The sequence below is a fragment of the Sphingomonas sp. GW822-FHT03G08 genome, assembly GCF_058801135.1.
In genome coordinates this window covers 281,530-305,090 of the sequence record NZ_JBXAMZ010000002.1, presented here as the reverse complement: position 1 = coordinate 305,090, position 23,561 = coordinate 281,530, and the positions used below count along the sequence as shown (strand labels likewise).

The window sequence follows — 23,561 nt, the reverse complement described above, 5'->3', positions numbered from 1 at the left end:
GGAACAGGAAAATGGCATTCCCCACTTCGGTCAACGACCAGATCACCGACAGCGTTACCCAGGCCAACGTCAAGGTGCTCGGCGATGCGCCGGCCATCGCGCTCGGCAATCTCTACCAGGCGACGGCGCAGGCGCTGGCCAATGCCGCGCACAACGCCACCAACGCTCAGCAGCAGAACTATGTGACGGCCCAGGCCGCGACGACGATGGGCGTGGCAACGCTCTATTCGCTGGACACGACGACCAGCGGCATCGCGACGCACGACATCCTGTCGGCCTGAGCCGGGCACTGCGCCCAGGAGCACGATCATGAGCTCAACGTTGAACGCCCAGGTGGTCGATTCCGTCGCCGCCACCAGCACGCTCGTCGTCGGCCACGCGCCGGCCGGCGCGCAGGCGATGGTCGACCTCGCCGCCGCGCACGCGCTGGGCACGCTGCTCCACGGCGCGGTCCATCACCACCAGCAATCGGCGATATCGGGTGCAGCGGCCGCCACCGCGGCCTGCACGCGCATCCTCGCCGCGCGCAGGGTCGTCGCGCCGGCACCCGTGCCCCCGTCCCCTCCTGCCCCATCCGCCGCCCCGCGCGCCAGCAAGGAGGGCTGAACGATGGCCGCTGACGAAACCGAAGCCGAACCCCAGGCATCCACGATCGATCCCGCCATCCTCGACGCGATCCACCAGACCCAGAATGCCACGCTCGGGCCGCAGGTGCTGCTGGCGAGCGGTGCCGGGCGTGCCTATCAGTCGGTCGCCGCCTCCGCCGCGATCGCGGTGCAGGACGCGACCGACATGCTGCGCAACGTCTCCACCGTCTCCACCACCGCGATCGGCGTGGCGATGGCGCAGATGCTCGAGGGCGATGCCGGCGCGCGGGAAACGCTCGCCGCGGCGCAGGCCACGCTCGACACTGCGGTGCGGAGCTATGCGACGATCTGCGAAGCCGCCGCCACCGCGCTCAAGGGTTTTCCCAGCGCCTGAGGAGAAACCGGGATGACACTGATCGTCGCATCCAAGCCGGTCTTCCAGCCGGCGGGGCTGTCGCAGCCCGCTTTGCTCGTGCTGAGCTGCATCGATGGCGGCAATGAATGGCTCGCCCATGCGATCCAGGCGCCGCGCGTCTATGCGTTCGAGGACGAGATGGCGCTGGTCGTCGCCGCCCAGCAGGGGCTGCACGGCATGCCGCTGGTGCTGCTTCCCAAGCTCGGGCTGCTGGCCGGCGCGGCGCGGCTGATCGCGCTGTCCGCAGCCGACCTGCGGCTGCTGATGGCGGTGGAGGCAGGCAGCGAGGACGCGGCCACCACCGCCGCGGCGCAGACGCTGCTGGCGAGCGAGGCGCTGCATACCGCCGCCGATCTCGCCGCGGTCGATACGCTGCTCAAGTCGCTCGGCGTGGCGGGCGCCCCGCTGTTCCAGGCGCTGTCGCTGGGCGAGCGGATCGCGCTGCTCGACCTCAAGGCCCAGCTCGCCGCCGATGGCGCACCGGCCGCCGCGGCGCAGAAGGCCGCGGCCCGCTTCGCCATCGACTGGGCCTATGGTCCGGTCGAGTTCGTCGACTATCTGGGCGCGTTCCTCGCGCTCACCACCGGCACCTCCCCGCTGGGCGCCGACGATGCCCGCGCCGCGCTCGCCGCGCTGGCGCCGATGCTGTTCGATGCGCTCGACTGCCCGGCGGTCGCTGGCTTCGTCGCGCCGGAAGCCGTTGCCGGGGCGGTCGCCGGATGGATCCGCACGGGCCGCCGGATAGGCTTCCCCCGCCTGTCGCGCGGCGTCTGGCAGCTTGTCGTCCATGGCGGCTATCGCGGCGAGACCGGCACAGCGGGCCAGGCACTGGTCGATGCGCATCTCGATCAGGCCCAGGCGTTCCTGACCCGTGCCTCGCTCGATCGCGCCCGCCTTGCCCAGGATGGCGGCACGGCGCATTTCGCGGCGCGCGAGCCGGACCAGCCCGGCGAAGTCGGGCTGCAGCTCGATGCCACGGGCGCGATCACGCTCGAGCACTTCGCCCCGGCCTAGGCCGGCCTCAGGCAGCAGGAGACAGGCTATGAGCGACGACCTGATGGATGCCCATGCCGCGATCGCCAACGCGGTGGCGGAGGAAGCACTGGCAATATCGCGGACCGCCACCGTGACACAGCCCGAGCCCGCACCGGAAACGCTGGCCAGCGCCGCCCCACCGGCCAGGGCAGCGCCCCGGCCCAAGGCCGCGGCAAAGCCCAGGACTGCCGCCAAGCCAAAGCCGGCCCCGAAGAAATAAGCGCCCGGCTCCCTGTCGGAATACCGGGCGCTCCCCCTTTTACCCGTTAGCGCGTGCCCAGCTTCAGGCTCGCGGCGATGCCATAGATGCGCGGTTCGCCGGCGATGAAGGTCGGCATGCCCAGCGCGTCGCCGGTGTTGCCGGCGTCCTTGATGTACTTCTGGTTGAAGGCGTTGGTGACGAAGCCCTCGATCCGCCAGCGGCCATTGTCGGTCTCGAAGCCGAGCCGCGCATCGACCAGCGCATAGCTGCCCTGGACCTCGTCCTGCACCAGGTCGGGTACCAGGTTGTTCACCTGCAGCGCCGGCAGGTCGTTGTCGTCGTCGAAGAACACCTTGGACTGCCAGGTCAGGCTCGGGGTGAAGTCGATCTTCACCGGGCCGGCCGGCACCTTGAACTGCACCGCCACCGCGGCGCTGTGATCGGGCGACAGGCGGAAGCGGTTGCCCTCGCGCGCGCCGGCGCTGAAGCGGCTGTGGTTATAGGCATAGCTGCCGAACAGGTTGACCCAGTCGGCCGGGCGCCAGCTGACCTGCCCTTCGAAGCCATAGCTTTCGGCGCGGCCGGCATTGATCGTGACGAAGGTCGTGCCCTGCTGCTCGGTCGTCTGGAAGTTCGAGTAGCGATAATAGAACACCGAGCCGTCGATGAAGAGCGTGCGGTTGGCGAGCGCGGTCTTCACGCCGGCCTCATAGCTGTCCACCGTCTCGGACGGCAGCACGTTGAAGCGTGCCGCGCCGCCCGGGGCCGAAGGCGCGCCGACGGCCAGGATCTCGGGACGGCGGCCCCGCGCATAATTGGCGTAGATGTTCGCTTCGGGCGAAAGCTCGTACTTGGCGACCGCGCGCCAGGTGAAGCCGCTGTCGTTGTGGTCGGCGCTGTAGAGCTGGCCGTTGGTGCCGGTCGGCTGCGCGCCCAGGCCGAACATCGGCACCGGATAGAGCGCCGAGGTCGGGATGTTCGCCGCGCCGGGCACCGCCAGCGCGCCGAGCAGCGCGGTGCGGGTCGCCGCCGGCTGGCCGAGCGCGCCGATGAAACCGCCCAGGATCGAGCGGCCGTTGCTCACCGCCGAGGAGAAGCCGGTGGTCTTCGCGTCATGGCTCCAACGCAGGCCGCCGCCGATCTCGAGCCGCTCGGTGACGTTGAAGCTGACATCCCCGAACAGGTCCCAGCTCTCGGTGCGGCCATAGTTGGTCGTGGTTTCCTGATGCGCCGACTTGAGATTCGCCGCGATCGCCTGGGCCTGGGCGGTGGGCAGCGCCACGCCGTACGCACCCGCCACACCCTGGAGCAGCTGGCCGGTAAAGGCGGTGTTCGAGAACAGCGCCAGCGGCGCCGGGTCGCTCGCCGCACGGCCCGGGATCGCGCCGCCGCCGTTCAGCGTGTTGGTCAGGCGGGCCAGGGCGACGCGCTCGTCGAACTGCGACGGCGCGCGCTGGAAGCCGTTCTCGCGGAAATAGGTACCGCCGAAGAACGCCGTCATCCGGTCGTTCTTCCAGGTCAGGCGCAGCGTGCCCATGGTCTGGTCGCCCTGCGCGTCCTCGGCCGCGGTCAGCGCCGGCAGCGAGATGCCGTCGGCGTCGAAGATCTCGATGCCGGCGAACTCGCGGTACGATCCGATCGCGTTGAGCGAGAGGTTGGGCGAGAAGTCGTAATTGGCGATGCCGGTCACGCCCCACACGTCGCGGTCGAGACCCAGCGGCCGCCCGCGCTCGAAGCTCGACGGGCTGGCCAGCGCCGCGCCGCTGTGGCGCCCGCGATCGCCGATCACCGCGCCGGTGGTCGGGTTGGTGGGATTGTAGGCGATCGACTTGAACGAGGTGCCGGTCGCCTTGTCGTGCTGGTAGTTGCCGATCAGGTCGAAGGTGAGCGCGCCGGGCGCCCAGCGCAGCGATCCGCGCACCGCCTCGGACTTGATGCCGTTGAAATCGTCGCCGCCCAGCAGGTTGGTGACAAAGCCGTCGCGCTCCTTGATCCGGCTGGCGACGCGGATGGCGAGATCGTCGCTCAGCGGCAGGTTCACCGTCTGGTCGATGCGATAGCCGTTGAAGTTCGAGTATTGCCCATAGACATAGCCATAGGCGTTCTTCGGGTCGGCCTTGGCCTGGACCAGGTTGACCGCGCCGATCAGCGCGCCGCGGCCATAAAGGGTCGATTGCGGCCCCTTGGCGACTTCGACGCGCTCCATGTCGAACAGCTCGACATAGGAGCCGCGCGACTTGGAGATTGAAACGCCGTCCTGGAAGACCGAGACGCGCGGCTCGTTATAGGCCGCGCCCGAGTCCGAGGTGATGCCGCGCATCACGAAGCCGGGGTTGTTGGGCGACTGATTCTGCACGTCGAAGCCCGGGATGAACTGGCCGAGCCGATCGAATTCGGTGATGCCCAGGTCGTCGAGGAACTGGCCCTGCAGCGCGGTCAGCGCGAACGGCACGTCCATCGGCTTCTGCTCGACCAGCTGCGCGGTGACGACGATCTCGCCGCCCTCGCTCTGCGTGGCCGCTTCCGGCTGCGCGGCTTCCTGCGCGGCCGCGTCGGTGGCGGCGAGCAGGGCAATCGGGCTTGCAAGCGCGAGCAGCGCGTAGCGGATGGACATGATGTGCTCCCTGTTGTTGCGGGAGCGTTCCCCTGCCCCCTGATCAGGGCCGATGGCCCGGGATCATGACAGCCATGTTGCGGCGCAACGAAATCTTACATTGTCCGATCACTCCGAAACGGTCGCGTTTCCGCGGCACGGAGCGAAATCGCGTCTCACCAGTTTGACAATAGCTTCTAAGGTGATGGCCATGCGTAGCTTATCGACCATCTCCGCCCTGCTTCTCGTCACCGCGTGCAGCAGCGGAGGTGGCGGCGGTAGTCCTGCGCCAACGCCCACGCCGACTCCGACCAATACCGCTCCCAGCTTCACCTCGGGCGCGACCGCGAGCGTGGTGGAGAACACCACCGCCGCCTATCAGGCGGCCGCGACCGATGCCGAGGGCAATCCGATCACCTTCACGATTGCGGGCGGCGCGGATGCCGCGCGCTTCGCGATCACCGCGGCCGGCGCGCTGAGCTTCGTCGCCGCCCCCAATTTCGAAGCACCGGCCGATGCGGATGCCGACAATCTCTACCAGGTCCAGCTCCGCGCCAGCGACGGAACGCTTTCGTCGACGCGGGACCTGGCCGTCACCGTCACCAACAGCCGCGAAGGCATTGCGGTGAAGCGGGTCGGCACCGGTTTCACCCAGCCGGTCATGGTCTCCGCGATTCCCAATGACAGCCGGGTGATCGTGACGGAGAAGGGCGGCGGCATCTGGCTGCTCGATCCGGCCACCGGCGCCAAGACGCTGCTCACCACGATCACCGGCCTGTCCACCGATGGCGAGCGCGGCCTGCTCGGCCTGGCGGTGCAGCCCCAGCTCAGCCAGGGCGTCCAGCCCCAGGCCGGCACCGCCACCGACGGCCCCTTCTTCATCCACCGCACGGTCACCGACGGCACGATCGTGATCTCGCGGATCGCCCGCAACGGCACGTCCTGGCCGCAGATCGACATCGTCAGCATCCCGCATCCAACCAACAACAATCACAATGGCGGCTGGCTCGGCTTCGGGCCGGACGGCAATCTTTATGTCGGGATCGGCGATGGCGGCGGCGGTGGCGATCCGTCGAACAACGCCCAGAACCCCAATTCACGGCTCGGCAAGATCCTGCGCATCGCGCCCAATCCCGATCCCTATGCGGGGGCCGCGCCCAGCTACTACATGCCGGCGCCGGGCAATCCCTATATCGCGGGCGGCGGTGATCCCTGGGTCTTCGCGATCGGCCTGCGCAACCCGTTCCGCAACAGCTTCGGTCCCGATGGCCGGCTCTATATCGGCGATGTCGGCGAAGGCGCGATCGAGGAAGTCAACGTCGCACGTCCCAACCAGCCCGGGCTCAATTTCGGCTGGAAGTTCCTGGAAGGCACCAACCCGTTCAGCGGCACCGCGCCCGCCGGGCTCACCGCGCCGGTCACCCAATATACGCACGGCTCCGGTCCCAAGCAGGGCGCGTCGATCATCGGCGGCTATGTCTATCGCGGGCCGGTCACGTCGCTCCAGGGCAGCTATGTCTTCGGCGATTTCGTCAACGGCAATATCTGGACCGTGCCGGCCACCTCGCTCGTCCAGGGCCAGCTCTTCGCCAGCACCAATTACGAACGCCGCAATCTCGACTTCACCCCGGATGCCGGAACGATCAACAGCCTGTCCTCCTTTGGCGAGGATTCGGCCGGCAATCTCTATCTGGTCGATATCGGTGGCAGCATCTTCATGATCCAGCCCGGATAGGTTATTCTGCTCCCGCAATAAAATGGGAGGACTGCCATGAAGTCTCTGTCCCTCGTGTCGGGCATCGCCCTCGCCGCGCTTGCGCTGCCGCTTTCCCCGGCCTTCGCCCAGACCAGCACCCCGCCGCCGCAGGACGATCAGCAGGACCAGAGCCAGGATGCCGAGGTGCTGATCGTCACCGGCTCGATGCGCGTGCGCCAGGGCGGCGCGCAGGACATCAAGCATTTCCGTGCAGCCGCCGCCTCTGCCGGCCTGCCGCTTCCCGGAGGGCTCACGGTCGAGGGGCTGATGGGCGAGCACGACCTCACCCTTCCCAGCAGCGCCGCCTGCCGCCAGCTCTTCTGCATCGTCGCCGAATCGATGCCCGCCGCCCTGCCGCTGCGCGCGGACGACAAGCTGTTCGTCGGCGTCGGCTTCGCATCCAACCTCGATGCCAGCCAGTGGAAGCGCGAACCGCTCAATCTGGTGGCGGTGGTCGACCAGTCCGGCTCGATGAGCAACGAGCCGATCGAACTGGTCCGCCAGAGCCTGCTCAAGATCCTCGGCCAGATGCGGGCCGGCGACCGGATGTCGATCATCCTCTATGGAAACGATGCGCATGTGCACCTGAAGCCGCTCGATTTCGCCGGCAACCGCGATCGCATCGCAGCCGCGATCCGCGCGATCGACATCGACGGCGCGACCAACATGGAATCGGGCCTGCGTCTCGGCTATGATACCGCCATCGCCGACGCGCCCGGCTTCAAGGGCAACACCCGCGTGATGCTGTTCACCGACGAGCAGCCCAATGTCGGCGCCTCCGACGCCGAAAGCTTCATGGGCATGGCCGAGGCAGCCTCGCACAAGGGCATCGGCCTCACCACGATCGGCGTCGGCGTGCAGTTCGATGCCGCGCTTGCCACCAGGGTGTCGAGCACCCGCGGCGGCAACCTGTTCTTCATCGCGGACGCCGCCGAAGTCGCCAGCGTGTTCGACAAGCAGCTCGATACGATGGGCACCGAAGTCGCGCACGATCTGGCGCTCACGCTCAAGCCAGCCGCCGGCTACCGGATCTCGGGCGTGTTCGGCGTCCCCGCCGATGTGATGGAGGAAACCGCCGAGGGCACGATCACCGTCCGCGTGCCCACTGTTTTCCTCAGCACCAATGGCGGCGGCATCTTCGCCACGCTGGCCAAGGCATCGGACCGCCGGGATCTTCCCGTCGCCCAGCTCGCGGCCGGCACGCCGGTGCTCGATGTGTCGGTGAGCTGGAAGGACGCCAAGACCGGCGCGCCCGGCACCGACCGTGCCGCCGCCCTGGCGCCGGCAAGCAAGGCCAGCGTGGCGCTCCAGTCGGCACACCTGCTGGTCGACGAGTTCCTTGCGGTGCGTGACGCCTCGGTCGCCTATCACAAGGAGGAGAACCCCAAGGCCGCCTTCGCCCTGCTCGACGGGCTGGCCGGCCGCATCGAGGCGGCATCGCTGCCCGGCATGGACGACGAGACCAAGCTGGTCGGCAACATGCGCGCCCAGGCCGCCTTCTATTCCGGCTATGGCGGCGAGCTGCCCAAGGCAATGCGCCACCTTGCCGTGGTCGGCCGCTGGGAAGTCACCGGCGCGACCGGCTTCGAGGACATCCATCGCGGCGACCGGATGGAATTCACCAAGAAAATGGAGCTGCTCACCTATCGCAAGGCGAGCGGATTCGAGTCCCCCGACGAGACCGAAGACTATGAGATCAACGAGAAGCAGGTGCATCTCGTCGATTCCAAGCTGGTGATGAACTACCGCCCGAACGGCGACAAGATGGTCATGTCGCTCTCGGACAATGACGGCCGCGCCTATATCTGGCTCCGCCGCATGGATTGAACAGGCGCCGGGCCGGTTGCGGCTTGCAACCGGCCTCCCGCCCCGCCATCTCCATACCACAAGTTCGAATCGGAGAGGCGAGAGTGATGCGCAGCTATCTGAAGCAGTTCATCGGTGGCGAATGGGTCGATAGCGTCGGCGGTACCCGCCACGAAGTCATCAACCCGGCGACCGAGGAAGCGGTCACCGAGATCACGCTCGGCTCCGAAGCCGATGTCGACAAGGCGGTCGCCGCCGCGCGCACGGCGTTCGAGAGCTTCTCGCGCACCAGCGTCGAGGAACGCATCGCGCTGATCGAGGCGATCCTGGTCGAGTACAAGAAGCGCGCCGGCGACATGGCCGAGGCGATCAGCCTCGAGATGGGCGCTCCGATCAGCCTGGCCAGGACCGCGCAGGTCGGCTCGGGCCTCGGCCATTTCATGTCCGCCGCCAATGCGCTCAGGGAATTCCAGTTCGAGGAGCAGATCGGCAACTCGCTGGTGGTCCATGAACCCATTGGCGTCGTGGCGATGATCACCCCGTGGAACTGGCCGCTCAACCAGATCGTCTCCAAGGTCGCCCCCGCGCTCGCCGCCGGCTGTTGTATGGTGCTCAAGCCCTCGGAAGAGGCGCCCGGCTGCGCGATGATCTTCGCCGAAGTGCTTGCCGCCGCCGGCGTGCCCGCGGGCGTGTTCAACCTCGTGAACGGCGACGGCCCCGGCGTCGGCACCGCGCTCAGCCGCCACAAGGGCGTCGACATGGTGAGCTTCACCGGCTCCACCCGCGCCGGCGTGCTGGTCGCCAAGAATGCCGCCGAGACCGTGAAGCGCGTCCATCAGGAGCTGGGCGGCAAGTCGCCCTCGCTGATGCTCGAGGGCGCCGACATGGGCCGCGCGGTCCAGACCACCCTGTTCAGCGTGCTGCTCAATTCGGGCCAGAGCTGCATCGCGCCCACCCGCCTGCTCGTCCCTGCCGGGCTGCAGGACCAGGTCGCCGCCGCCGCGACCGAAGTGATGAAGGCCACCCACACCGGCGATCCGGCCGAGGAAGGCCGCCATATCGGCCCGCTGGTCAACAAGACCCAGTGGGAGAAGGTCCAGGGCCTGATCGCCAAGGGCATGGAGGAAGGCGCGAAGCTCGAGGCCGGCGGCCCCGGCCGCCCCGACGGCGTCGAGACCGGCTATTTCGTCCGCCCGACCCTGTTCTCCGGCGTCACCAACGAGATGACGATCGCCCGCGAGGAGATCTTCGGACCCGTCGTCACGATCATCCCCTATGCGGATGAGGAAGACGCCGTCCGCATCGCCAACGACACCGATTACGGCCTGTCCGCGGTGGTGTTCGGCAGCGGCGAGGCGGTCCGGCGCGTCGCTCCGCGGCTGCGCGCCGGCATGGTCTATGTGAATGGTGGCCAGCCCGATCCCAACCTGCCCTTCGGCGGCTACAAGCAGTCGGGCAATGGCCGCGAGCACGGCAAGTTCGGCCTGGCCGAGTTCCTGGAAGTGAAGGCCGTGGTGGGCGCGCTCGCCTGATGCGGACCGCCCTGTTCCTCGCCGCCCTGCTCGCGCCGTCGCTGGCGATGGCGCAGCAGGCGGGCGACCAGTTCCAGCTCGTCCGCACCACCGAGACCCAGCAGCGCAGCGCCGGCGCGATGAGCAGCTCGCGCAACAGCGATGCGCTGGTCGAGCGCGTGGTCTCGGTCACGCCCGCCGGGGTCGAGCTCGAATACAGCCTGCCGCCGGGCAGCCGCTCCGCCGACTGGACCTTCCCGCTGCGCGTCTTCCAGCCGCAGTCCGGCCCGCTCCAGCTCCGCAACCGCGCCGAGCTGGAAACGCGCATCGACAGCTGGCTCAAGGGCGCGAACCTGACGCGCGCCGCCTGTGGCCGCTGGGTCGCCGGCTGGAACAGCTTCCGCATCGAGTGCGACCCCGAGGCCGCGCTGCGCACCGTCGACGCCTTCGCGATCGGCCAGATCAGGCTCGCCGACGGCGCGCCCTATGCCGATGCCCAGGCCCAGCGCCCGGTGCCGCTCAAGGCGAAGCCCGACGGCAAGGGCTTCACCGCCGAGCTGGCGATCGATCCCGCGCGCCTCCGCGACGATCTGGCCAAGGGCGATGTCGCCCTGGCCGAGCTCAACGGCCAGAAGCTGACCCTGGAGGCCGCCCGCAAGGCGCGTGCCGCCGACCAGGTCTCGGGCACGATCAAGGTGACAATCGACACCGCCGGCGACGTCCGCCGCCGCGCGCGGGTCGTCACCCAGACGATCACCCGGGGCGGCCAGAGCGAAACCCGCACCACCACCGAGATCGTCGAGCGCCGCCCGATCAAGCAGCGCGTCGATCCGAACAGCATCTGATCCGCCTTCCCTCCCCGCCCGGGGAGGGAAGCACTACGGCACCAGCACCGTCGATCCGGTCGTCTTGCCCGCTTCCAGCGCGCGGTGGGCATCGGCGGCATCCTCCAGCGCGAACCGCTGGCCGATGTCCGCGCACACCGCGCCGCTCCGCAGCATCTGGAACAGCCGCGCGCTGCCCAGCGCCCGCTCCTCGGGCGTCACATAATAATCGAACATCGTCGGCCGGGTGACATAGACCGATCCGGCGCGCGCCAGCGATCCCAGCGCCACGCCATCCACCGGGCCGCTGGCATTGCCGAAGCTCACCACCAGCCCGCGCCGCCGCACGCTGGCGAGCGAGCCTTCCCAGGTCGCCTTGCCGACACCGTCGAGCACCACTTCCACGCCCGCGCCGCCGGTGATCCCGCGCACCCATTCGGCCACGCCGTCGCCGCGCGAGACCAGCACATGGTCCGCGCCCGCCGCCTCGGCCAGCGCCACCTTCTCCTGCGAACCCACCGTCGCCAGCACGGTCGCGCCGATTGCCTTGAGCCAGCGCACCGCGATCTGGCCGACGCCGCCGGCCGCGGCATGGACCAGCACATGCCAGCCCGGCTCCACCCGGGCGCAGCGCTCGACCAGGAACTCCACCGTGCCGCCCTTGAGCAAAGCCGCCGCCGCGGTCTCGTCGCTGATGTCGTCGGGCAGCGCGAACAGGTTCGCGGCCGGCAGGTTGCGCGCCGTCGAATAGGCGCCGAGCCCGGGCCCGAAGGTCGCCACGCGATCCCCGACGGAGAAATCGGTCACGCCCTCGCCCACCGCCTCGATCACGCCGGCCGCCTCGCCGCCCAGCCCGCTCGGCAGCGGCACCGGGTAGAGGCCCGAGCGAAAATAGGTGTCGATGAAGTTCAGCCCCACCGCCGTGTTGCGCATCCGCACTTCGCCCGGTGCGGGCGGCGCCAGTTCGACATCCACCCACTGGATGACCTCGGGCCCGCCGGTCCGTTCGATCCGTGCCATCCGTTCCATCACGCGACTCCTTTAATGTACCGGCCACACCCATAGGATCAGCGGCGTGCCGACCACCAGCACGATCACCGAGAGCGGCGCCCCCAGCCGCGCATAATCGCCGAACCGGTATCCGCCCGGGCCCATCACCAGCGTGTTGCACTGGTGGCCGATCGGGGTGAGGAAATCGCAGCCCGCGCCCACCGCCGTCGCCATCAGGAACGCCTCGGGCCGGTAGCCGAGCTCGCTGGCGAAGGTCGCGGCGATCGGCGCCATCACCAGCACGGTCGCCGCATTGTTGAGGAACGGCGTCACCGCCATCGCCGCCGCCAGGATCAGCGCCACCGCGCCCCAGGGCGGCAGCGTCGCGGCGAACTGCCCCAGCCAGTCGCCGATGATCTGGCTGGCGCCGGTTGTCCGCAGCGAATCCGATACCGGGATCAGCGCGCCGAGCATCACCAGGATCGGCCACTCGATATGGTCATAGGCCTCGCGCACCGGCAGCGCGCCGCTCAGGATCGTCAGCCCCGCCGCCGCGAAGAACGCCACCGCCACCGGCACATAGCCCAAAGCCGTCGCCAGCATCGCCGCGCCCAGGATCGCGATCGGCAGCAGCCCCTTGCGCGCGCTGCCCAGCCGCAGGGTGCGCTGTGCCAGCGGCAGGCAGCCCAGCTCGCCCAGCCGCTCGAACAGCAGGTCGAGCGGCCCCTGCAGCACGATCACATCGCCCGGCTCGAGCATCACGTCGCCCAGCCGCCGCGCCAGCCGGTCACCGCGGCGCGACACCGCGATCAGGTTCACCCCGAAGCGCTCGTGCAGCCCCAGCCGTCCGGCGGTCCGCCCGATCAGCGGGCTCTCGGTACCGATCACCGCCTCGATCACCCCGACTTCGCTGCTCGCCCCGTCGGGTGCCTCGCGATGCGCCCCTTCCAGTTCCAACCGGTCGCTGGCGATCACCCGCTCCAGGCTGTCAGGCGATCCGGCGAGAATCAGCACGTCCTCGGGCTTGAGCACCGCGTCCGGAAACGGCGTCGAGCGGATGCCCGCGCGCAGGATCGCGGTGACCATCACCTCGCCGTCGTGCCGCTCGCGGAACGCCGCCACGGTCTCGTCCACCGCCGGCGATCCGGCGGGGATCTCCGCCTCGGTCACATAGTCCTGGATGTCGATCGCCTCGCCCAGGGTCGGCGCCGCCCGGCGGTCGCGCGGCAGCAGCCGGTAGCCGAAGCGCAGGAACACCAGCCCGACCACGGTCAGCCCCAACCCCACCGGGGCATAGTCGAACATGCCGAAGGGCTGGCCGGTCATCTCCTCGCGCACCCGGCTGACGATGATGTTGGGCGAGGTGCCGATCAGCGTGATCAGCCCGCCGAGCAGCGAAGCGAAGCTCATCGGCATCAGATAGGCCGCCGGCGACACCCCGGCCTTCTTGCTCATCTGCAGCGCCACCGGGATCATCATCGCCAGCGCGCCGATATTCTTGACCAGTGCCGAGGCGAAGCCAACCGAGGCGCTGAGCAGCAGCAGTTGCGAACGGACATGGGTGACCCGCTTCTGCAGCACCAGCATCGCCCGCTCGATCACCCCGGAGCGCTGCACCGCGCCCGACAGCACCAGCGCGCTCGCCACGATGATCACGATGTCGTCGGAAAAGCCGGTAAATGCCTGTTTCGGGCTGACGATGCCCAGCGCCAGCGCCGCGAGCAGCGCGATCACCGCAACCATGTCGTAGCGGAATTTTCCCCAGATGAAGAGCAGCATCATGCCGGCGAGCACGCCGACGGAGAGCAATTGGGGCGTGTTCATCGCATGGGAGAACGCCACGCGATGGTTTCGGGTCCGTGCCTTTTTAAAAGCCCCTCCCCTTCAGGGGAGGGGTTGGGGTGGGGCCTATCCGCGAGCAAAGATCTCGGTGAGACACCTGCCCACCCCGAACCCCTCCCCCAAGGGGGAGGGGCTGAGACTGGTTCAGTGCACCGTCCCCACGGCCCTGCCCACCGACATCAGCACGATCAGCCGCTCGATCTGGCGCCAGCGACAGAAGTGGATGTGGTTGCCAAGGTCGCGGCTGCGATCGGCACGCGCGGCTGCCTCGCTGCCAGCACGCTCGCCGAAGCAGGCAATGAGTTCATTGGCGTCGGCGATTTCGCGGCGATCACCGAGATAGGGCATCATATCCATGCGCGCGAGAGACTCACGACGCGTGCCAACTTCCTGCGATTCAACAGTTTCCGCGCCACACGAGAGTCAATTCGCGGTAACCATCCCGGAATCGCCGTGCCGCGTGCCCCGGCATGGCACAGGTAGCGTCCCGGCCCGGGACGTGGCAGACAGGACCGCATGACCAAGACCCCTTCCAAGACGCCGATGGCCGGCGGCTTCCTGCTCGCGCTCAGCCTGCTCGTCGGCGTGTTCGCCGGCATCGCGAAGGGCGAGGCCTCGTTCGGCTTCGTGATCGGGCTCGGCGTAGGGCTGGCGCTGCTGATCGCGATATGGGTCGTCGATCGCGTGCGCGTGGGGCGGTAAGGTCAGCTGCTTTCCTTCCCCCGGCGAAGGCCGGGGAAAGCATATCAAGGCGCCGCCGCCTAAACCGCCCGCCCCAGCCAGGCGACCCGCCCCACAATCTCCACCGCCCGCGCCGGCACCACCCGGTCATCCCACTCCGGATTGTCCGAGATCACCTCGATCCCGCCGACGCTTACCCGCAGCCGCTTGACCATCAGTTCGCCGCCGAGCCGGATCACGAACACCCCGCCGCGCCCTTCCACCCGCCGCCGATCGCCGTCGACCAGGATGCGGTCGCCGTCCGCCAGCGTCGGCGCCATCGAATCGCCCTTCACCCGGATCACCGAAGCCGCTTCGGCTCGCACGCCCAGTTCGCGCAGCAGCGCCGGGCTGAACTGGTCCGGCCGCCGCCGCGCCTCGCCGTCGACCAGCCCGCCGGGCCCGGCCGAGGCGCCGACATCAAGCCGCGCCACCTCGACCATTCCCTCCGGCTCCGGCCCTCCCAGCCGCGCCTCGGGCACCCCGAAATAGCGCGCCAGCAGCGATCGGTCCGCCTCGGCCAGCAGCCGCGGTGTGCCGCGCACCAGATATTGCTGGAGATAGGCCAGGTTGCGCCCAAGCAGCCGCGAGAGCTCGGAGAGGTTCGCCCCCTGCTCCGCGATCAGCGCCTCCAGCGCGGCTCGTTGCGCATCCGGATCCATAGTGGCGCAATACATCTAGGATTTTTCCTAGACAAGTAGGAAATAGAGAACAAATTAGGAACGATCTTGAGCGAATCGGATGGGAGACCAGTGCATGTCGGTGCATCGCAAGATCGAGAAATTCCTCCGGGCGACGGACATGCCGCCCACCAAATTCGGCCGGCTTTCGGTGCGCGATCCGCGGCTGGTCCACGACCTGCGTCGCGGCCGCGAGCTCGGCCCGCGGATCAGCGCGCGGATCGAGGCGTTCCTCGCCGCGCAGCAGGCCCAGCGCCAGCAGGGGCTCCGTCCATGAGCCGCGGCCCCGATGCGGAAACGCTGCTCCGCCGCGCGCTGGAGGCGCAGGCGGAAGCTGCGGGCTGCCCGGTGTCCCTGGTCGAATCGGACTGGAACCGCTGGGCCAGCGCCACCTTCACCGGCGCGCGCCACTTGCTCAAGCTGGCCGCCCCGCCCTCGCCCGCGCTCGACGCCTGGATCGCGCGCCTGCCCGAGGCGGAACTGCGCCTGCGCGGGCATCTGGTCGCCGATCTCGCGGTCGAGCATGTCCGCCGCGCGGCGGATCGGGTGACGGTGTCGCTCGAGGTGCTGATGGTGGAGGAAGGGCGGTAGGTTCGCCCCTTCGCCCTCTCCCGTCATTCCCGCGCAGGCGGGGATCCATTGCCGCTGCGGGTGCGGCTCTTTTCCGACTTTCAGGAAGAATGGATTCCCGCTTTCGCGGGAATGACGGCCTGGGAAATCAGGCCGTCCGCCGCGCCAGGTTGCGCAGGGTGACCAGCGCCTCTTCCAGCCCGCGCTCCTGCTGCTTCGCTTCCGCGCGCGAGGTCGGCGCGATCCGCTTGTCGGCAACGCCGCGCTCGAGCCGCTCGAGCAGGGCATGGACCGAGGCATCGGTCTCCGGCCGGACGATCCGCTCACGCGGCGGCATGGCCACCGGCTCGGGCGCCTCGGGCAGCGGCGGCGGCACGTGCGCGCGCACCGGCGGGGTCAGCTCGAAGATCTCGAACCGCTCGCTGGCATCGAATACCGAGGGGCGCGGCGTGCGGCGTAGCGGCGCCAGCGGCACCGGCGCGGGCTTGGGCACGGCCGGGATCGCCTGCGGATCGAAGGCCGAGAGCGGCTGGTCGAAATCGATCGGCATGTCCTGCTCGATCAGCGGCTGCGGCGCGGATGCGGCGACGGGCTCGGGAGCCGGTTCAGGGGCCGAAGTAGTGTGCAGTTCGTAAACTTCCGCGGCCTGGGCCACCGGCTCCGGCGCCACGGCAGGCACCACGGTCGGCGTCGGCGCGCTGATCGGGCGCGGCGGGAAGATCACGTCGAAATCGACATGCTCGTCCTCGGGCTCGGCAGGCACGGCGGGTGCGCCGGCGCGGATCTCGAGGAACGGCTTGCCCAGATCACGGGTCGCGAGCAGCGGCGGGCGCGGCGGCGCATCGGGATGCGCATCGGCCCGGCGCAGCACCGGGACCGGTACTTCGGCCGAGTCGACCGGCTCGGCCTCGCCGCCGATGGTCAGCCCGCGCGAGCCGAGCAGGATGAAGGCGGAAAGCCACATGAAGGCGCCGACGAACGCGCCCGCACCCAGCGCCACCGCCAGCCGGGCGGTCAGGCCCAGCGGCGGCTCGGCCGCGGCAAGAATCGAGGGGAGACCGGAGTCCATCACCAGCGCCTCGAGCGCGGGCACGGGGATCATCGCCACGCCGAGCGCAGCGAGTCCACCCGCGACCGCGGCGATCAAGGGCGCCAGCGGCAGGTTCATGCGCTCACCACGGACGTGTGCGACCACGAGTCTTCCATGGCCCCGATCTTGGCGAGTCTTTGGTAAACGGAGTCATAACGCCCGACATTGATCGCCCAGCTCCGTTCGGTCTCGACAAAGGCCCGGCCCCGTTCGCGTCGTGAATCCCACCCCTCACGCGCGCCGAACAGTTTTGCGACCGAGTCGGCAAGTGCCGCGGGATCGTCGGGCTTGAACAAGGTCCCGGTATCGCCGTCCCGAATCAGCTCCCGGTGCCCGCCCACATCGGAAGCAGCAACCAGCCGGCGCTGCGCCATGGCCTCCAGGGGCTTGAGCGGCGTCACCAGGTCGGTGAGGCGCATATGCTTGCGCGGATACACCAGCACGTCGATCACGCTGTAATAGCGCTCGACCTGCTGGTGCGGCACCCGGCCGACGAAATGGATACGGTCCGCCACCGGCGATGCCGCCGCCTGCGCCATCAGCGCCGCGTCGCACGGCCCGCCGCCGACAAGCACCAGGTGCATCTTCGGCCGCAGTGCCACCAGCGCGGGCATCGCCTCGATCAGGCCGTCCAGCCCCTCATAATCATAGAAGCTGCCGATAAAGCCGATCGTCTCGGCGCCCTCGATCCCCAGCTCCTTCGCAAGCGCCGTGTCATGGGGCAAAGGCTCGCCGAACAGGCCCAGGTCGACGCCATTGGGCGAGATCATGATCTTGCCCGCATCGATCCCGCCGCGCGACAGCAGATCGTTCTTCAGCCCTTCGCAGATCACCGCGACCGCATCGGCCTTGCGCACCGCCCGCGTCTCGAGCCAGCGCGTCGCCCGGTATTTCCAGCTGCCCTCGGTGCCGGTGCCATTGCCTACGGCGGCATCTTCCCAGAAGGCGCGGATCTCGTAGATCAGCGGCAGGCCGAGCCGGTTCGCCACCCGCTGCGCCGCCATTGCGCCCAGCACCGGCGAATGGGCATGGAGCACGTCCGGCTGCCACTGCCGCGCCACCGCCTCGATCCGCTTCGCAAAGGCAGAGACCTCGCGCAGCTCGCCGATCACCGGCGGCCCGGAATTGACCCGCGGCGTCCGGTAGAAGCGGATACCGTCGATCGTCTCCTCATCGGTGTCGAACTTGCCGTGGCGCGGGCTTGTCACCGCGGCGACTTCCCAGCCGCGCGCCATCTGCGCCTTCAGGATCGCCCGCGTGCGGAACGTGTAGCCGCTGTGCAGCGGCAGGCCGTGATCGAGGATGTGGAGAATCCGCATGCCCGCCCCCTTGCCACAGGAGCACTTAACGCGGCGTCAACCGCATCGCGCTACACCGGCCCGGTAAGCAGGAGCGGCAACGGGCCCATGATCGACAATCTATCGCTCGCGATCTCGCACGGGCTGATGCTGCTCGCGGCCTTCCTGCTGCTGCGCCGGCCCGATCTCGATCACGAGCCCGGCCCCTCCGACGAAGCCTCCAAGGTCAAGCCCAGCCGATGGGGCAAGCCCGGTGCGTGATCTCGTCTTCGTCGCCTTCCTGCTGGCCTTTTTCGGGATGGGCTTCCGCAAGCCGTTCATCTTCGTGCTGGTCTACGCCTATATCGATATCGTCTCGCCGCAGCGGCTGACCTATCTCCTGCTCAACTCGATCCCGATCTCGCTGATCGCGGTGGGGCTGTCGGTGCTCGGCTGGCTGGCGATGGACGACAAGAAGGACGTCCGCGTCGCGCCGCGCCAGCTGCTGATCGTCATCCTGCTGGCCTATTGCTTCTACACGACGAAAAATGCCGACTTCAAAGTCGAGGCACTCGATAAATGGGACTGGGTTTGGAAGGCGCTCGCCTTCGCCGCCTTCCTGCCGCTCACCCTGCGCACCAAGCTGCGCATCGAGAGCCTGCTCCTGTTCATGGTCCTCTCCGCCTCGTCGATCATCATCGTCGGCGGCATCAAGACGCTCGGCTCGGGCGGCGGCTATGGCGAGCTCAACCTGATGGTCGCCAACAATTCGGGCCTGTACGAGGGCTCGACCATCTCCACCGTGGCGATCGCGATCATCCCGCTGATCGTCTGGTTCATGCGCTTCGGCACGATCTTCAAGCCCGACTGGAAGGTGAAGAGCTTCTGCCTCGCGCTGATCTTCGCCTGCCTGCTGATCCCGGTCGGCACCTCGACGCGCACCGGCCTGCTCTGCATCGGCCTGGTCGCGCTGCTGATGATCCGCGATGCCAAGCGCAAGCTGGTGTACCTCACCGCGCTCGGCTGCCTCGGCCTTGCCGCCATTCCGTTCCTGCCCAGCTCGTTCACCGAGCGGATGGGCACGATCAAGACCTACAAGGCCGATGCTTCCGCTTCCACCCGCCTCGCCGTGTGGCAGTGGACGATGGACTACGCCAAGACCCACCCGATGGGTGGCGGGTTCGAGGCCTATCGCCAGAACAAGATTCGCTACGAGAAGGTGGCGACCGAGAATGACGGCGCCGGCCAGACCACGGTCGATCGCAGCCTCGAGGTCGACAGCGCCCGCGCCTATCACAGCGCCTATTTCGAGATGCTCGGCGAGCAGGGCTATCCCGGCCTCGCCATCTGGCTGCTCATCAACATCCTCGGCATCTTCCGCATGGAAGTGCTGCGCCAGCGCTACAAGAAGCCCGAGCCCGGCCAGGAATGGGTCGCCCCCCTGGCTTCGGCACTCCAGACCGCGCATATCGTCTACATGCTCGGCGCCACCTTCATCGCGATCGCCTTCCAGCCCTTTGTCTACATGCTGATCGGCGCCCAGATCGGCCTCGATACCTATATGGCCCGCAAGCGCGAGGAGTCCGCCTGGCGGCCGTTGCGCAAGGCGAGGCCGGCACTGGCATGAAGGGTCCCGAGCTGAAGGCGCTCACCAGCGTCCGCGGTATCGCGGCCTGGATGGTGGTGCTCTTCCACATCCGCACGGCGATGGCCGACCTGCCCTATCCGTTTCCGCCCCTGCTGGGACGAGGCTATCTCGCCGTCGATTTCTTCTTCCTGCTCTCGGGCTTCGTGATCTGGATGACCTGGAACGAGCGTGTCCGCAGCGGCGGACTTGCCTCGGTGCCGGACTTTCTCCAGCGCCGGGTCGCCAGGGTGTGGCCCCTCCACCTGTTCATGCTCGGCTTCGCGGTGGCGGTCGCCCTGGCGCTCCAGCTTACCGGCCGGGGCAGCGACCAGTTCCCCTGGCACGAGCTGCCGCTCCATGTCCTGCTGCTCCAGAACTGGGGCTTTACCGGCCATCTCACCTGGAACGATCCTGCCTGGTCGATCTCCTGCGAGCTCGCCGCCTATCTGCTCTTCCCGTTTCTCGCGCTGGCCGTGGACTGGCGCCGCGTGCCGAGCTGGGGCGTGATCGCCGCCATCGCCGTCCTGCTCGCGCTGCTCCACCTGATCTTCGCCGGCAGCGGCGCCGTCGCACTCGGCCAGCGTATCCCAAGCCTTGGCCTGATCCGTTGCGTGCTGGAGTTCGCTTGCGGTACGGCCGTCGCCGCGCTCTGGCTGCGCTGGCGCGGGCAATGGCGCCTGCCCGCGCTCGGTAGCTTCGCCCTCGCTTTTGCCTTTGCCGGCGGCTGGGCGCTGGGCCTGCCCGAGACCTTCATGGCACCTGCCACCTTCGCGGCGCTGCTGCTCGCCCTCGCACTCACCGCGGCAAAGCCCGGCAACCCGCTCGAGATCGCCCCGCTCCACTATCTCGGCGAGATCAGCTACGCGACCTACCTCTCCCACTATCTCCTGTGGTTCGCCTTCAAGCTGGCGTTCGTCCAGGACGAGCACGCCGTGCCCTGGCCGCTGGTCGGCGGCTTCCTGCTGCTCGCCCTGCTCGCCTCGATCGCGCTCTATCACCTTGTCGAGCGGCCGGCCCAGCGCTGGGTGAACGGCATCAGACTGCGAACGGTACCTTCTCCAGCGCAGCAATCACCGCACGGTTGAAGGCCGGGATATCGTCCGGCTTGCGGCTGGTGATCAGGTTCTCATCGACCACCACTTCCTGATCGATTACCTCGGCCCCGGCATTTTCCAGGTCGGTGCGGATCGAGGGCCAGCTGGTCACCTCCCGCCCCTCGACCGCATCCGCCTCGACCAGCAGCCACGGTCCGTGGCAGATCGCCGCGACGATCTTCTCGTCGTCCATGAACTCGCCGACGATCTCCACCGCCCGCTCGCTCATCCTGAGCTTGTCGGGATTGGCCACTCCGCCGGGGAGTACCAGCGCATCGTAATTCTCGGTATCGACCTCGTCGACGGTGGTATCCGGCGTGATGCTCTGGCCCTTCTCACCGCCCTTCTCGCCGGTGATCGGATCGGTATCGAGCGCCGCCAGCGTCACCTGCGCGCCGGCATCGATCAGCGCCTGGCGGGGCAGCATCAGCTCGTCCTGCTCGAAGCCGTTGGTGGCCATCATCAGCACGCGAACATGAGAGAGATCGGTCATGGCAGGGCTCCTCGGTTGCTCCCGCTGAACCGGCCGCTCGCCGCCGGGTTCCGGAACGAAGCGACAAGCCGCGCATTGACCGGGGCATTGCGAGGAGGCCCCATGCCCGACGGGTTACCCAGTACCGATATCGTTTATGTCGATGACCAGCAGCCCGGCATCACCCGCCGCAAGGTGCGGCACGGCTGGGGCTATTGGGATGCCGCGGGCCAGCGCATCAAGGACCGCGAGGCGATCGACCGCCTGAACGCGATCGGCCTGCCGCCCGCCTATGTAAACGCCTGGTACTGCCCCGATCCGCGCGGCCATATCCAGGCGACCGGCTATGACGAGAAGGGCCGCAAGCAATATCGCTACCACCTCGCCTTCCGCGAGGCCCAGGAAGCGGCGAAGTATGACCGCTGCGCCGATTTCGGCGAGCATCTGGCCCGGCTTCGCGCGAAGGTGGAGCACGATCTGAAGCTGCGCGGCCTGTGCAAGGAAAAGGCCGTCGCCGCCGTCGTCCGCCTGCTCGACCTCGGCAGCATCCGCGTCGGCAACGAGCAATATGTCCAGGCCAACAAGAGCTTCGGCGCCACCACGCTGCGCAAGCGCCATGCGGTCGTGAAGGGCCAGACGCTCCGCCTCCAGTTCCGCGCCAAGTCGGGCAAGCTGCGCGTGCTGACGATCACCGACGGGTCACTCAGCCGCTTCGTCAAGCGCTGCCAGGACCTGCCCGGCCAGCACCTGTTCCGCTGGCTCGACGATGCGGGCGAAGCGCATCCAGTCACCTCGACCGACGTCAACGCCTATATCCGCGGGGCGACGCACGAGGACTTCACCGCCAAGCATTTCCGCACCTGGGGCGCCAGCGTCCTCGCCTTCCGTGCGCTTGCGGAAGCGGACGGCCATCTCGGCCTCAAGGCGATGCTCGAGCCGGTGACCGAAGCGCTGGGCAACACCCCCGCCATCGCCCGCAAATCCTATGTCCACCCGGCACTGATCGATCTCGCCAAGGATCGCGAGGCCCAGGCCTGCTGGCGCGCCGATCTCCACTTGCCGCGTGCCACGCGCTGGCTCAATCGTTACGAACGCGGACTGATCGCCCTTCTGGAGGGCATTTCCGCCTGCCAACCCAAGAAAGCTGCATGACGACATCGACCAATCGCAACGCCGCCGGTTTCCCACAGAGCGAGGACCTTCAGATTCAGGCCGAGACCTTCGCCAATGACAGCTGGACCTGGGCGCAATCGCACTGGCTCCAGATCCTGATCGCCGCGGGCGTCGCCATCGCGGTGTTCTTCCTGCTCCACGCGATCAAGGGCTGGGGCGCGCGCCTGTGCAAGAAGGGCGAGGGCGTCGCCAACTGGTATGCGATCATCGGCCGGGCGATCGCCAAGACCGGCAATTTCTTCATCCTGATGGCCTCGATCCGGCTGGTCACCGGCTATGCCAACCCGCCGCAGATGGTCGAGAGCACGGTGGAGTTCCTCTTCACCATCTCGGCCGCCTTCCAGTGCGCGATCTGGCTGCGCGAGCTGATCTTCGGCGCGATCGAGCACAAGACCAGCGCCGACAATTACCACGGCTCGGGCCTGGCCAGCGCCCTCGGCATCATCCGAATCCTGATCACCGTGGTGCTGTTCGCGATCGCCGCGGTGATGGTGCTCGGCAATCTGGGCGTGAACGTCACCGGCCTGATCGCCGGTCTCGGCGTCGGCGGCATCGCCATCGGTCTCGCGGCGCAGGGCATCTTCGCCAATCTCTTCGCCGCGCTGACCATCCTCTTCGACCGCCCCTTCCGCGTCGGCGACAAGATCCGCTTCGATCGCAACAGCGGCACCGTCGTCTCGATCGGCCTGATGAGCACGCGCATCCGCTCGTTCATCGGCGAGGAGCTCGTCTTCTCGAACAAGCAGCTGCTCGACAAGCTGATCGAGAACCTCTCGCTGCGCCACCACACCCGCACCAAGCTGCCGATCGGCGTCGCCTATGAGACCCCGGTCGAGAAGCTCGAGGCGCTCCCGGCAATGTTCAGGGAGATCGTCGAGCAGGCCGGCGGCACCCTGTCGCGCGCCAGCACCGAAGGGTTCGGCGCCAGCTCGATCGACTTCGTGATCGAGTTCGACGTTGCGGGCGACGACGTGCCGCATGCCCAGGCGGTGCGCGACAAGATCATCTTCGCGATCCTGCGCAAGTTCGCGGCGGAGGGCATCTCGATCCCCTACCCGACCCAGACCAGCTACACCGCCGGGCCCGACGGAAAGTTCATCCTGCCCTATCCGGAGCATCCGGAAGGCACCGCCTGACCGACTCGAAAACGCCGTTTTCGAATATCGGGTTTGCCAGCGCCCTGCACGCTAACCCCAATCAAGCCACGACGGACGCTACGTCAGTCGTGGCTTTCAAATTTCCGGTCGGGTGAGGCTTGCGGGAGCCCCCACCCCGCCACTAGATGGTGCCGAGAACA

General features: G+C 68.3%; 25 protein-coding genes. 17 read left to right on the top strand and 8 right to left on the bottom strand.

What is annotated here, in order from left to right; translation table 11 throughout:
• Positions 1 to 11: 11 nt before the first annotated feature.
• Genes AC1RJ5_RS18910 through AC1RJ5_RS18890 form a run of 5 tightly spaced genes read left to right on the top strand, consistent with a single transcriptional unit; the run spans position 12 to position 2,257 of the window.
• A complete protein-coding gene (locus AC1RJ5_RS18910; protein ID WP_184168906.1) occupies positions 12 to 281 on the top strand; it encodes a RebB family R body protein in 270 nt (89 codons plus the stop codon).
• A gap of 28 nt (positions 282 to 309) precedes the next feature.
• Positions 310 to 606: a RebB family R body protein gene (locus AC1RJ5_RS18905; RefSeq protein WP_493115070.1), complete on the top strand. Its 297-nt coding sequence runs from the start codon at positions 310 to 312 to the stop codon at positions 604 to 606.
• A gap of 3 nt (positions 607 to 609) precedes the next feature.
• Positions 610 to 981, top strand: a complete 372-nt coding sequence (locus AC1RJ5_RS18900; RefSeq protein WP_269572610.1) for a hypothetical protein — start codon at positions 610 to 612, stop codon at positions 979 to 981.
• A 12-nt stretch (positions 982 to 993) separates the two neighbouring features.
• Positions 994 to 2,016, top strand: coding sequence for a hypothetical protein (locus AC1RJ5_RS18895; RefSeq protein ID WP_493115068.1), 1,023 nt, complete (start codon positions 994 to 996; stop codon positions 2,014 to 2,016).
• Positions 2,017 to 2,044: 28 nt separating this feature from the next.
• Positions 2,045 to 2,257 (top strand): hypothetical protein, encoded by a 213-nt coding sequence (locus tag AC1RJ5_RS18890; RefSeq protein ID WP_269572612.1) that lies wholly within the window; start codon positions 2,045 to 2,047, stop codon positions 2,255 to 2,257.
• A 46-nt stretch (positions 2,258 to 2,303) separates the two neighbouring features.
• On the opposite strand, the gene AC1RJ5_RS18885 is transcribed toward AC1RJ5_RS18890, so the two are convergent.
• Entirely contained in the window at positions 2,304 to 4,853 is a 2,550-nt protein-coding gene (locus AC1RJ5_RS18885) for a TonB-dependent receptor (RefSeq protein WP_493115065.1), read from the bottom strand.
• Between the two features lie 190 nt (positions 4,854 to 5,043).
• Here AC1RJ5_RS18885 and AC1RJ5_RS18880 point away from each other — a divergent pair, with 190 nt between their 5' ends.
• From AC1RJ5_RS18880 to AC1RJ5_RS18865, 4 genes are all read left to right on the top strand, one after another.
• Complete coding sequence (locus AC1RJ5_RS18880) at positions 5,044 to 6,567, top strand: PQQ-dependent sugar dehydrogenase (protein WP_493115063.1); 1,524 nt, start codon at positions 5,044 to 5,046, stop codon at positions 6,565 to 6,567.
• A 36-nt stretch (positions 6,568 to 6,603) separates the two neighbouring features.
• Entirely contained in the window at positions 6,604 to 8,415 is a 1,812-nt protein-coding gene (locus AC1RJ5_RS18875) for a vWA domain-containing protein (protein WP_269572615.1), read from the top strand.
• Positions 8,416 to 8,501: 86 nt separating this feature from the next.
• Positions 8,502 to 9,926 carry an aldehyde dehydrogenase family protein gene (locus AC1RJ5_RS18870; RefSeq protein ID WP_493115061.1) on the top strand — a complete coding sequence of 475 codons (1,425 nt, stop codon included), beginning with the start codon at positions 8,502 to 8,504 and terminating at the stop codon, positions 9,924 to 9,926.
• Positions 9,926 to 10,750: a hypothetical protein gene (locus AC1RJ5_RS18865; protein WP_493115059.1), complete on the top strand. Its 825-nt coding sequence runs from the start codon at positions 9,926 to 9,928 to the stop codon at positions 10,748 to 10,750. Before AC1RJ5_RS18870 ends, AC1RJ5_RS18865 begins: the two co-directional genes overlap by 1 nt.
• Before the next feature lie 33 nt (positions 10,751 to 10,783).
• Here AC1RJ5_RS18865 and AC1RJ5_RS18860 read toward each other — a convergent pair whose 3' ends face one another.
• The 3 genes from AC1RJ5_RS18860 to AC1RJ5_RS18850 form a co-directional block, all read right to left on the bottom strand.
• Positions 10,784 to 11,758 (bottom strand): quinone oxidoreductase family protein, encoded by a 975-nt coding sequence (locus AC1RJ5_RS18860; protein WP_493115057.1) that lies wholly within the window; start codon positions 11,756 to 11,758, stop codon positions 10,784 to 10,786.
• A 12-nt stretch (positions 11,759 to 11,770) separates the two neighbouring features.
• Entirely contained in the window at positions 11,771 to 13,543 is a 1,773-nt protein-coding gene (locus tag AC1RJ5_RS18855; protein ID WP_269572619.1) for an SLC13 family permease, read from the bottom strand.
• 162 nt (positions 13,544 to 13,705) lie between these two features.
• On the bottom strand, positions 13,706 to 13,918 hold the full coding sequence (locus tag AC1RJ5_RS18850; protein WP_269572620.1) for a hypothetical protein: 213 nt from the start codon (positions 13,916 to 13,918) through the stop codon (positions 13,706 to 13,708).
• Between the two features lie 159 nt (positions 13,919 to 14,077).
• Between AC1RJ5_RS18850 and AC1RJ5_RS18845 the strand changes: the two genes are divergently transcribed.
• A complete protein-coding gene (locus tag AC1RJ5_RS18845; RefSeq protein ID WP_269572621.1) occupies positions 14,078 to 14,263 on the top strand; it encodes a hypothetical protein in 186 nt (61 codons plus the stop codon).
• A gap of 59 nt (positions 14,264 to 14,322) precedes the next feature.
• On the opposite strand, the gene AC1RJ5_RS18840 is transcribed toward AC1RJ5_RS18845, so the two are convergent.
• On the bottom strand, positions 14,323 to 14,958 hold the full coding sequence (locus AC1RJ5_RS18840; protein ID WP_493115054.1) for a S24 family peptidase: 636 nt from the start codon (positions 14,956 to 14,958) through the stop codon (positions 14,323 to 14,325).
• A gap of 79 nt (positions 14,959 to 15,037) precedes the next feature.
• On the opposite strand from AC1RJ5_RS18840, the gene AC1RJ5_RS18835 reads away from it, so the two are divergent.
• The gene (locus AC1RJ5_RS18835; protein ID WP_269572622.1) at positions 15,038 to 15,238 is read left to right on the top strand and encodes a hypothetical protein; all 201 of its coding nucleotides are present in this window, start codon (positions 15,038 to 15,040) and stop codon (positions 15,236 to 15,238) included.
• The gene (locus tag AC1RJ5_RS18830; RefSeq protein WP_493115052.1) at positions 15,235 to 15,552 is read left to right on the top strand and encodes a hypothetical protein; all 318 of its coding nucleotides are present in this window, start codon (positions 15,235 to 15,237) and stop codon (positions 15,550 to 15,552) included. Before AC1RJ5_RS18835 ends, AC1RJ5_RS18830 begins: the two co-directional genes overlap by 4 nt.
• 127 nt (positions 15,553 to 15,679) lie before the next feature.
• Here AC1RJ5_RS18830 and AC1RJ5_RS18825 read toward each other — a convergent pair whose 3' ends face one another.
• Both AC1RJ5_RS18825 and AC1RJ5_RS18820 read right to left on the bottom strand, forming a co-directional pair.
• Entirely contained in the window at positions 15,680 to 16,726 is a 1,047-nt protein-coding gene (locus AC1RJ5_RS18825; protein WP_493115050.1) for a hypothetical protein, read from the bottom strand.
• Complete coding sequence (locus tag AC1RJ5_RS18820) at positions 16,696 to 17,940, bottom strand: TIGR04063 family PEP-CTERM/XrtA system glycosyltransferase (RefSeq protein WP_493115048.1); 1,245 nt, start codon at positions 17,938 to 17,940, stop codon at positions 16,696 to 16,698. Before AC1RJ5_RS18820 ends, AC1RJ5_RS18825 begins: the two co-directional genes overlap by 31 nt.
• An 87-nt stretch (positions 17,941 to 18,027) precedes the next feature.
• Here AC1RJ5_RS18820 and AC1RJ5_RS18815 point away from each other — a divergent pair, with 87 nt between their 5' ends.
• The 3 genes from AC1RJ5_RS18815 to AC1RJ5_RS18805 are packed head-to-tail and all read left to right on the top strand — an operon-like array spanning position 18,028 to position 20,610.
• Positions 18,028 to 18,180 (top strand): hypothetical protein, encoded by a 153-nt coding sequence (locus AC1RJ5_RS18815; RefSeq protein WP_184168923.1) that lies wholly within the window; start codon positions 18,028 to 18,030, stop codon positions 18,178 to 18,180.
• Positions 18,173 to 19,525 carry a putative O-glycosylation ligase, exosortase A system-associated gene (locus AC1RJ5_RS18810; RefSeq protein WP_269572626.1) on the top strand — a complete coding sequence of 451 codons (1,353 nt, stop codon included), beginning with the start codon at positions 18,173 to 18,175 and terminating at the stop codon, positions 19,523 to 19,525. Before AC1RJ5_RS18815 ends, AC1RJ5_RS18810 begins: the two co-directional genes overlap by 8 nt.
• Complete coding sequence (locus AC1RJ5_RS18805; protein ID WP_493115045.1) at positions 19,522 to 20,610, top strand: acyltransferase family protein; 1,089 nt, start codon at positions 19,522 to 19,524, stop codon at positions 20,608 to 20,610. Before AC1RJ5_RS18810 ends, AC1RJ5_RS18805 begins: the two co-directional genes overlap by 4 nt.
• On the opposite strand, the gene AC1RJ5_RS18800 is transcribed toward AC1RJ5_RS18805, so the two are convergent.
• The gene (locus AC1RJ5_RS18800) at positions 20,561 to 21,112 is read right to left on the bottom strand and encodes a type 1 glutamine amidotransferase domain-containing protein (protein ID WP_493115043.1); all 552 of its coding nucleotides are present in this window, start codon (positions 21,110 to 21,112) and stop codon (positions 20,561 to 20,563) included. The genes AC1RJ5_RS18805 and AC1RJ5_RS18800 overlap by 50 nt on opposite strands.
• 102 nt (positions 21,113 to 21,214) lie before the next feature.
• On the opposite strand from AC1RJ5_RS18800, the gene AC1RJ5_RS18795 reads away from it, so the two are divergent.
• Both AC1RJ5_RS18795 and AC1RJ5_RS18790 read left to right on the top strand, forming a co-directional pair.
• Positions 21,215 to 22,243 (top strand): DNA topoisomerase IB, encoded by a 1,029-nt coding sequence (locus AC1RJ5_RS18795; RefSeq protein ID WP_269572628.1) that lies wholly within the window; start codon positions 21,215 to 21,217, stop codon positions 22,241 to 22,243.
• Positions 22,240 to 23,400 carry a mechanosensitive ion channel family protein gene (locus AC1RJ5_RS18790; RefSeq protein ID WP_269572629.1) on the top strand — a complete coding sequence of 387 codons (1,161 nt, stop codon included), beginning with the start codon at positions 22,240 to 22,242 and terminating at the stop codon, positions 23,398 to 23,400. Before AC1RJ5_RS18795 ends, AC1RJ5_RS18790 begins: the two co-directional genes overlap by 4 nt.
• The last annotated feature ends 161 nt before the right edge of the window (positions 23,401 to 23,561 follow it).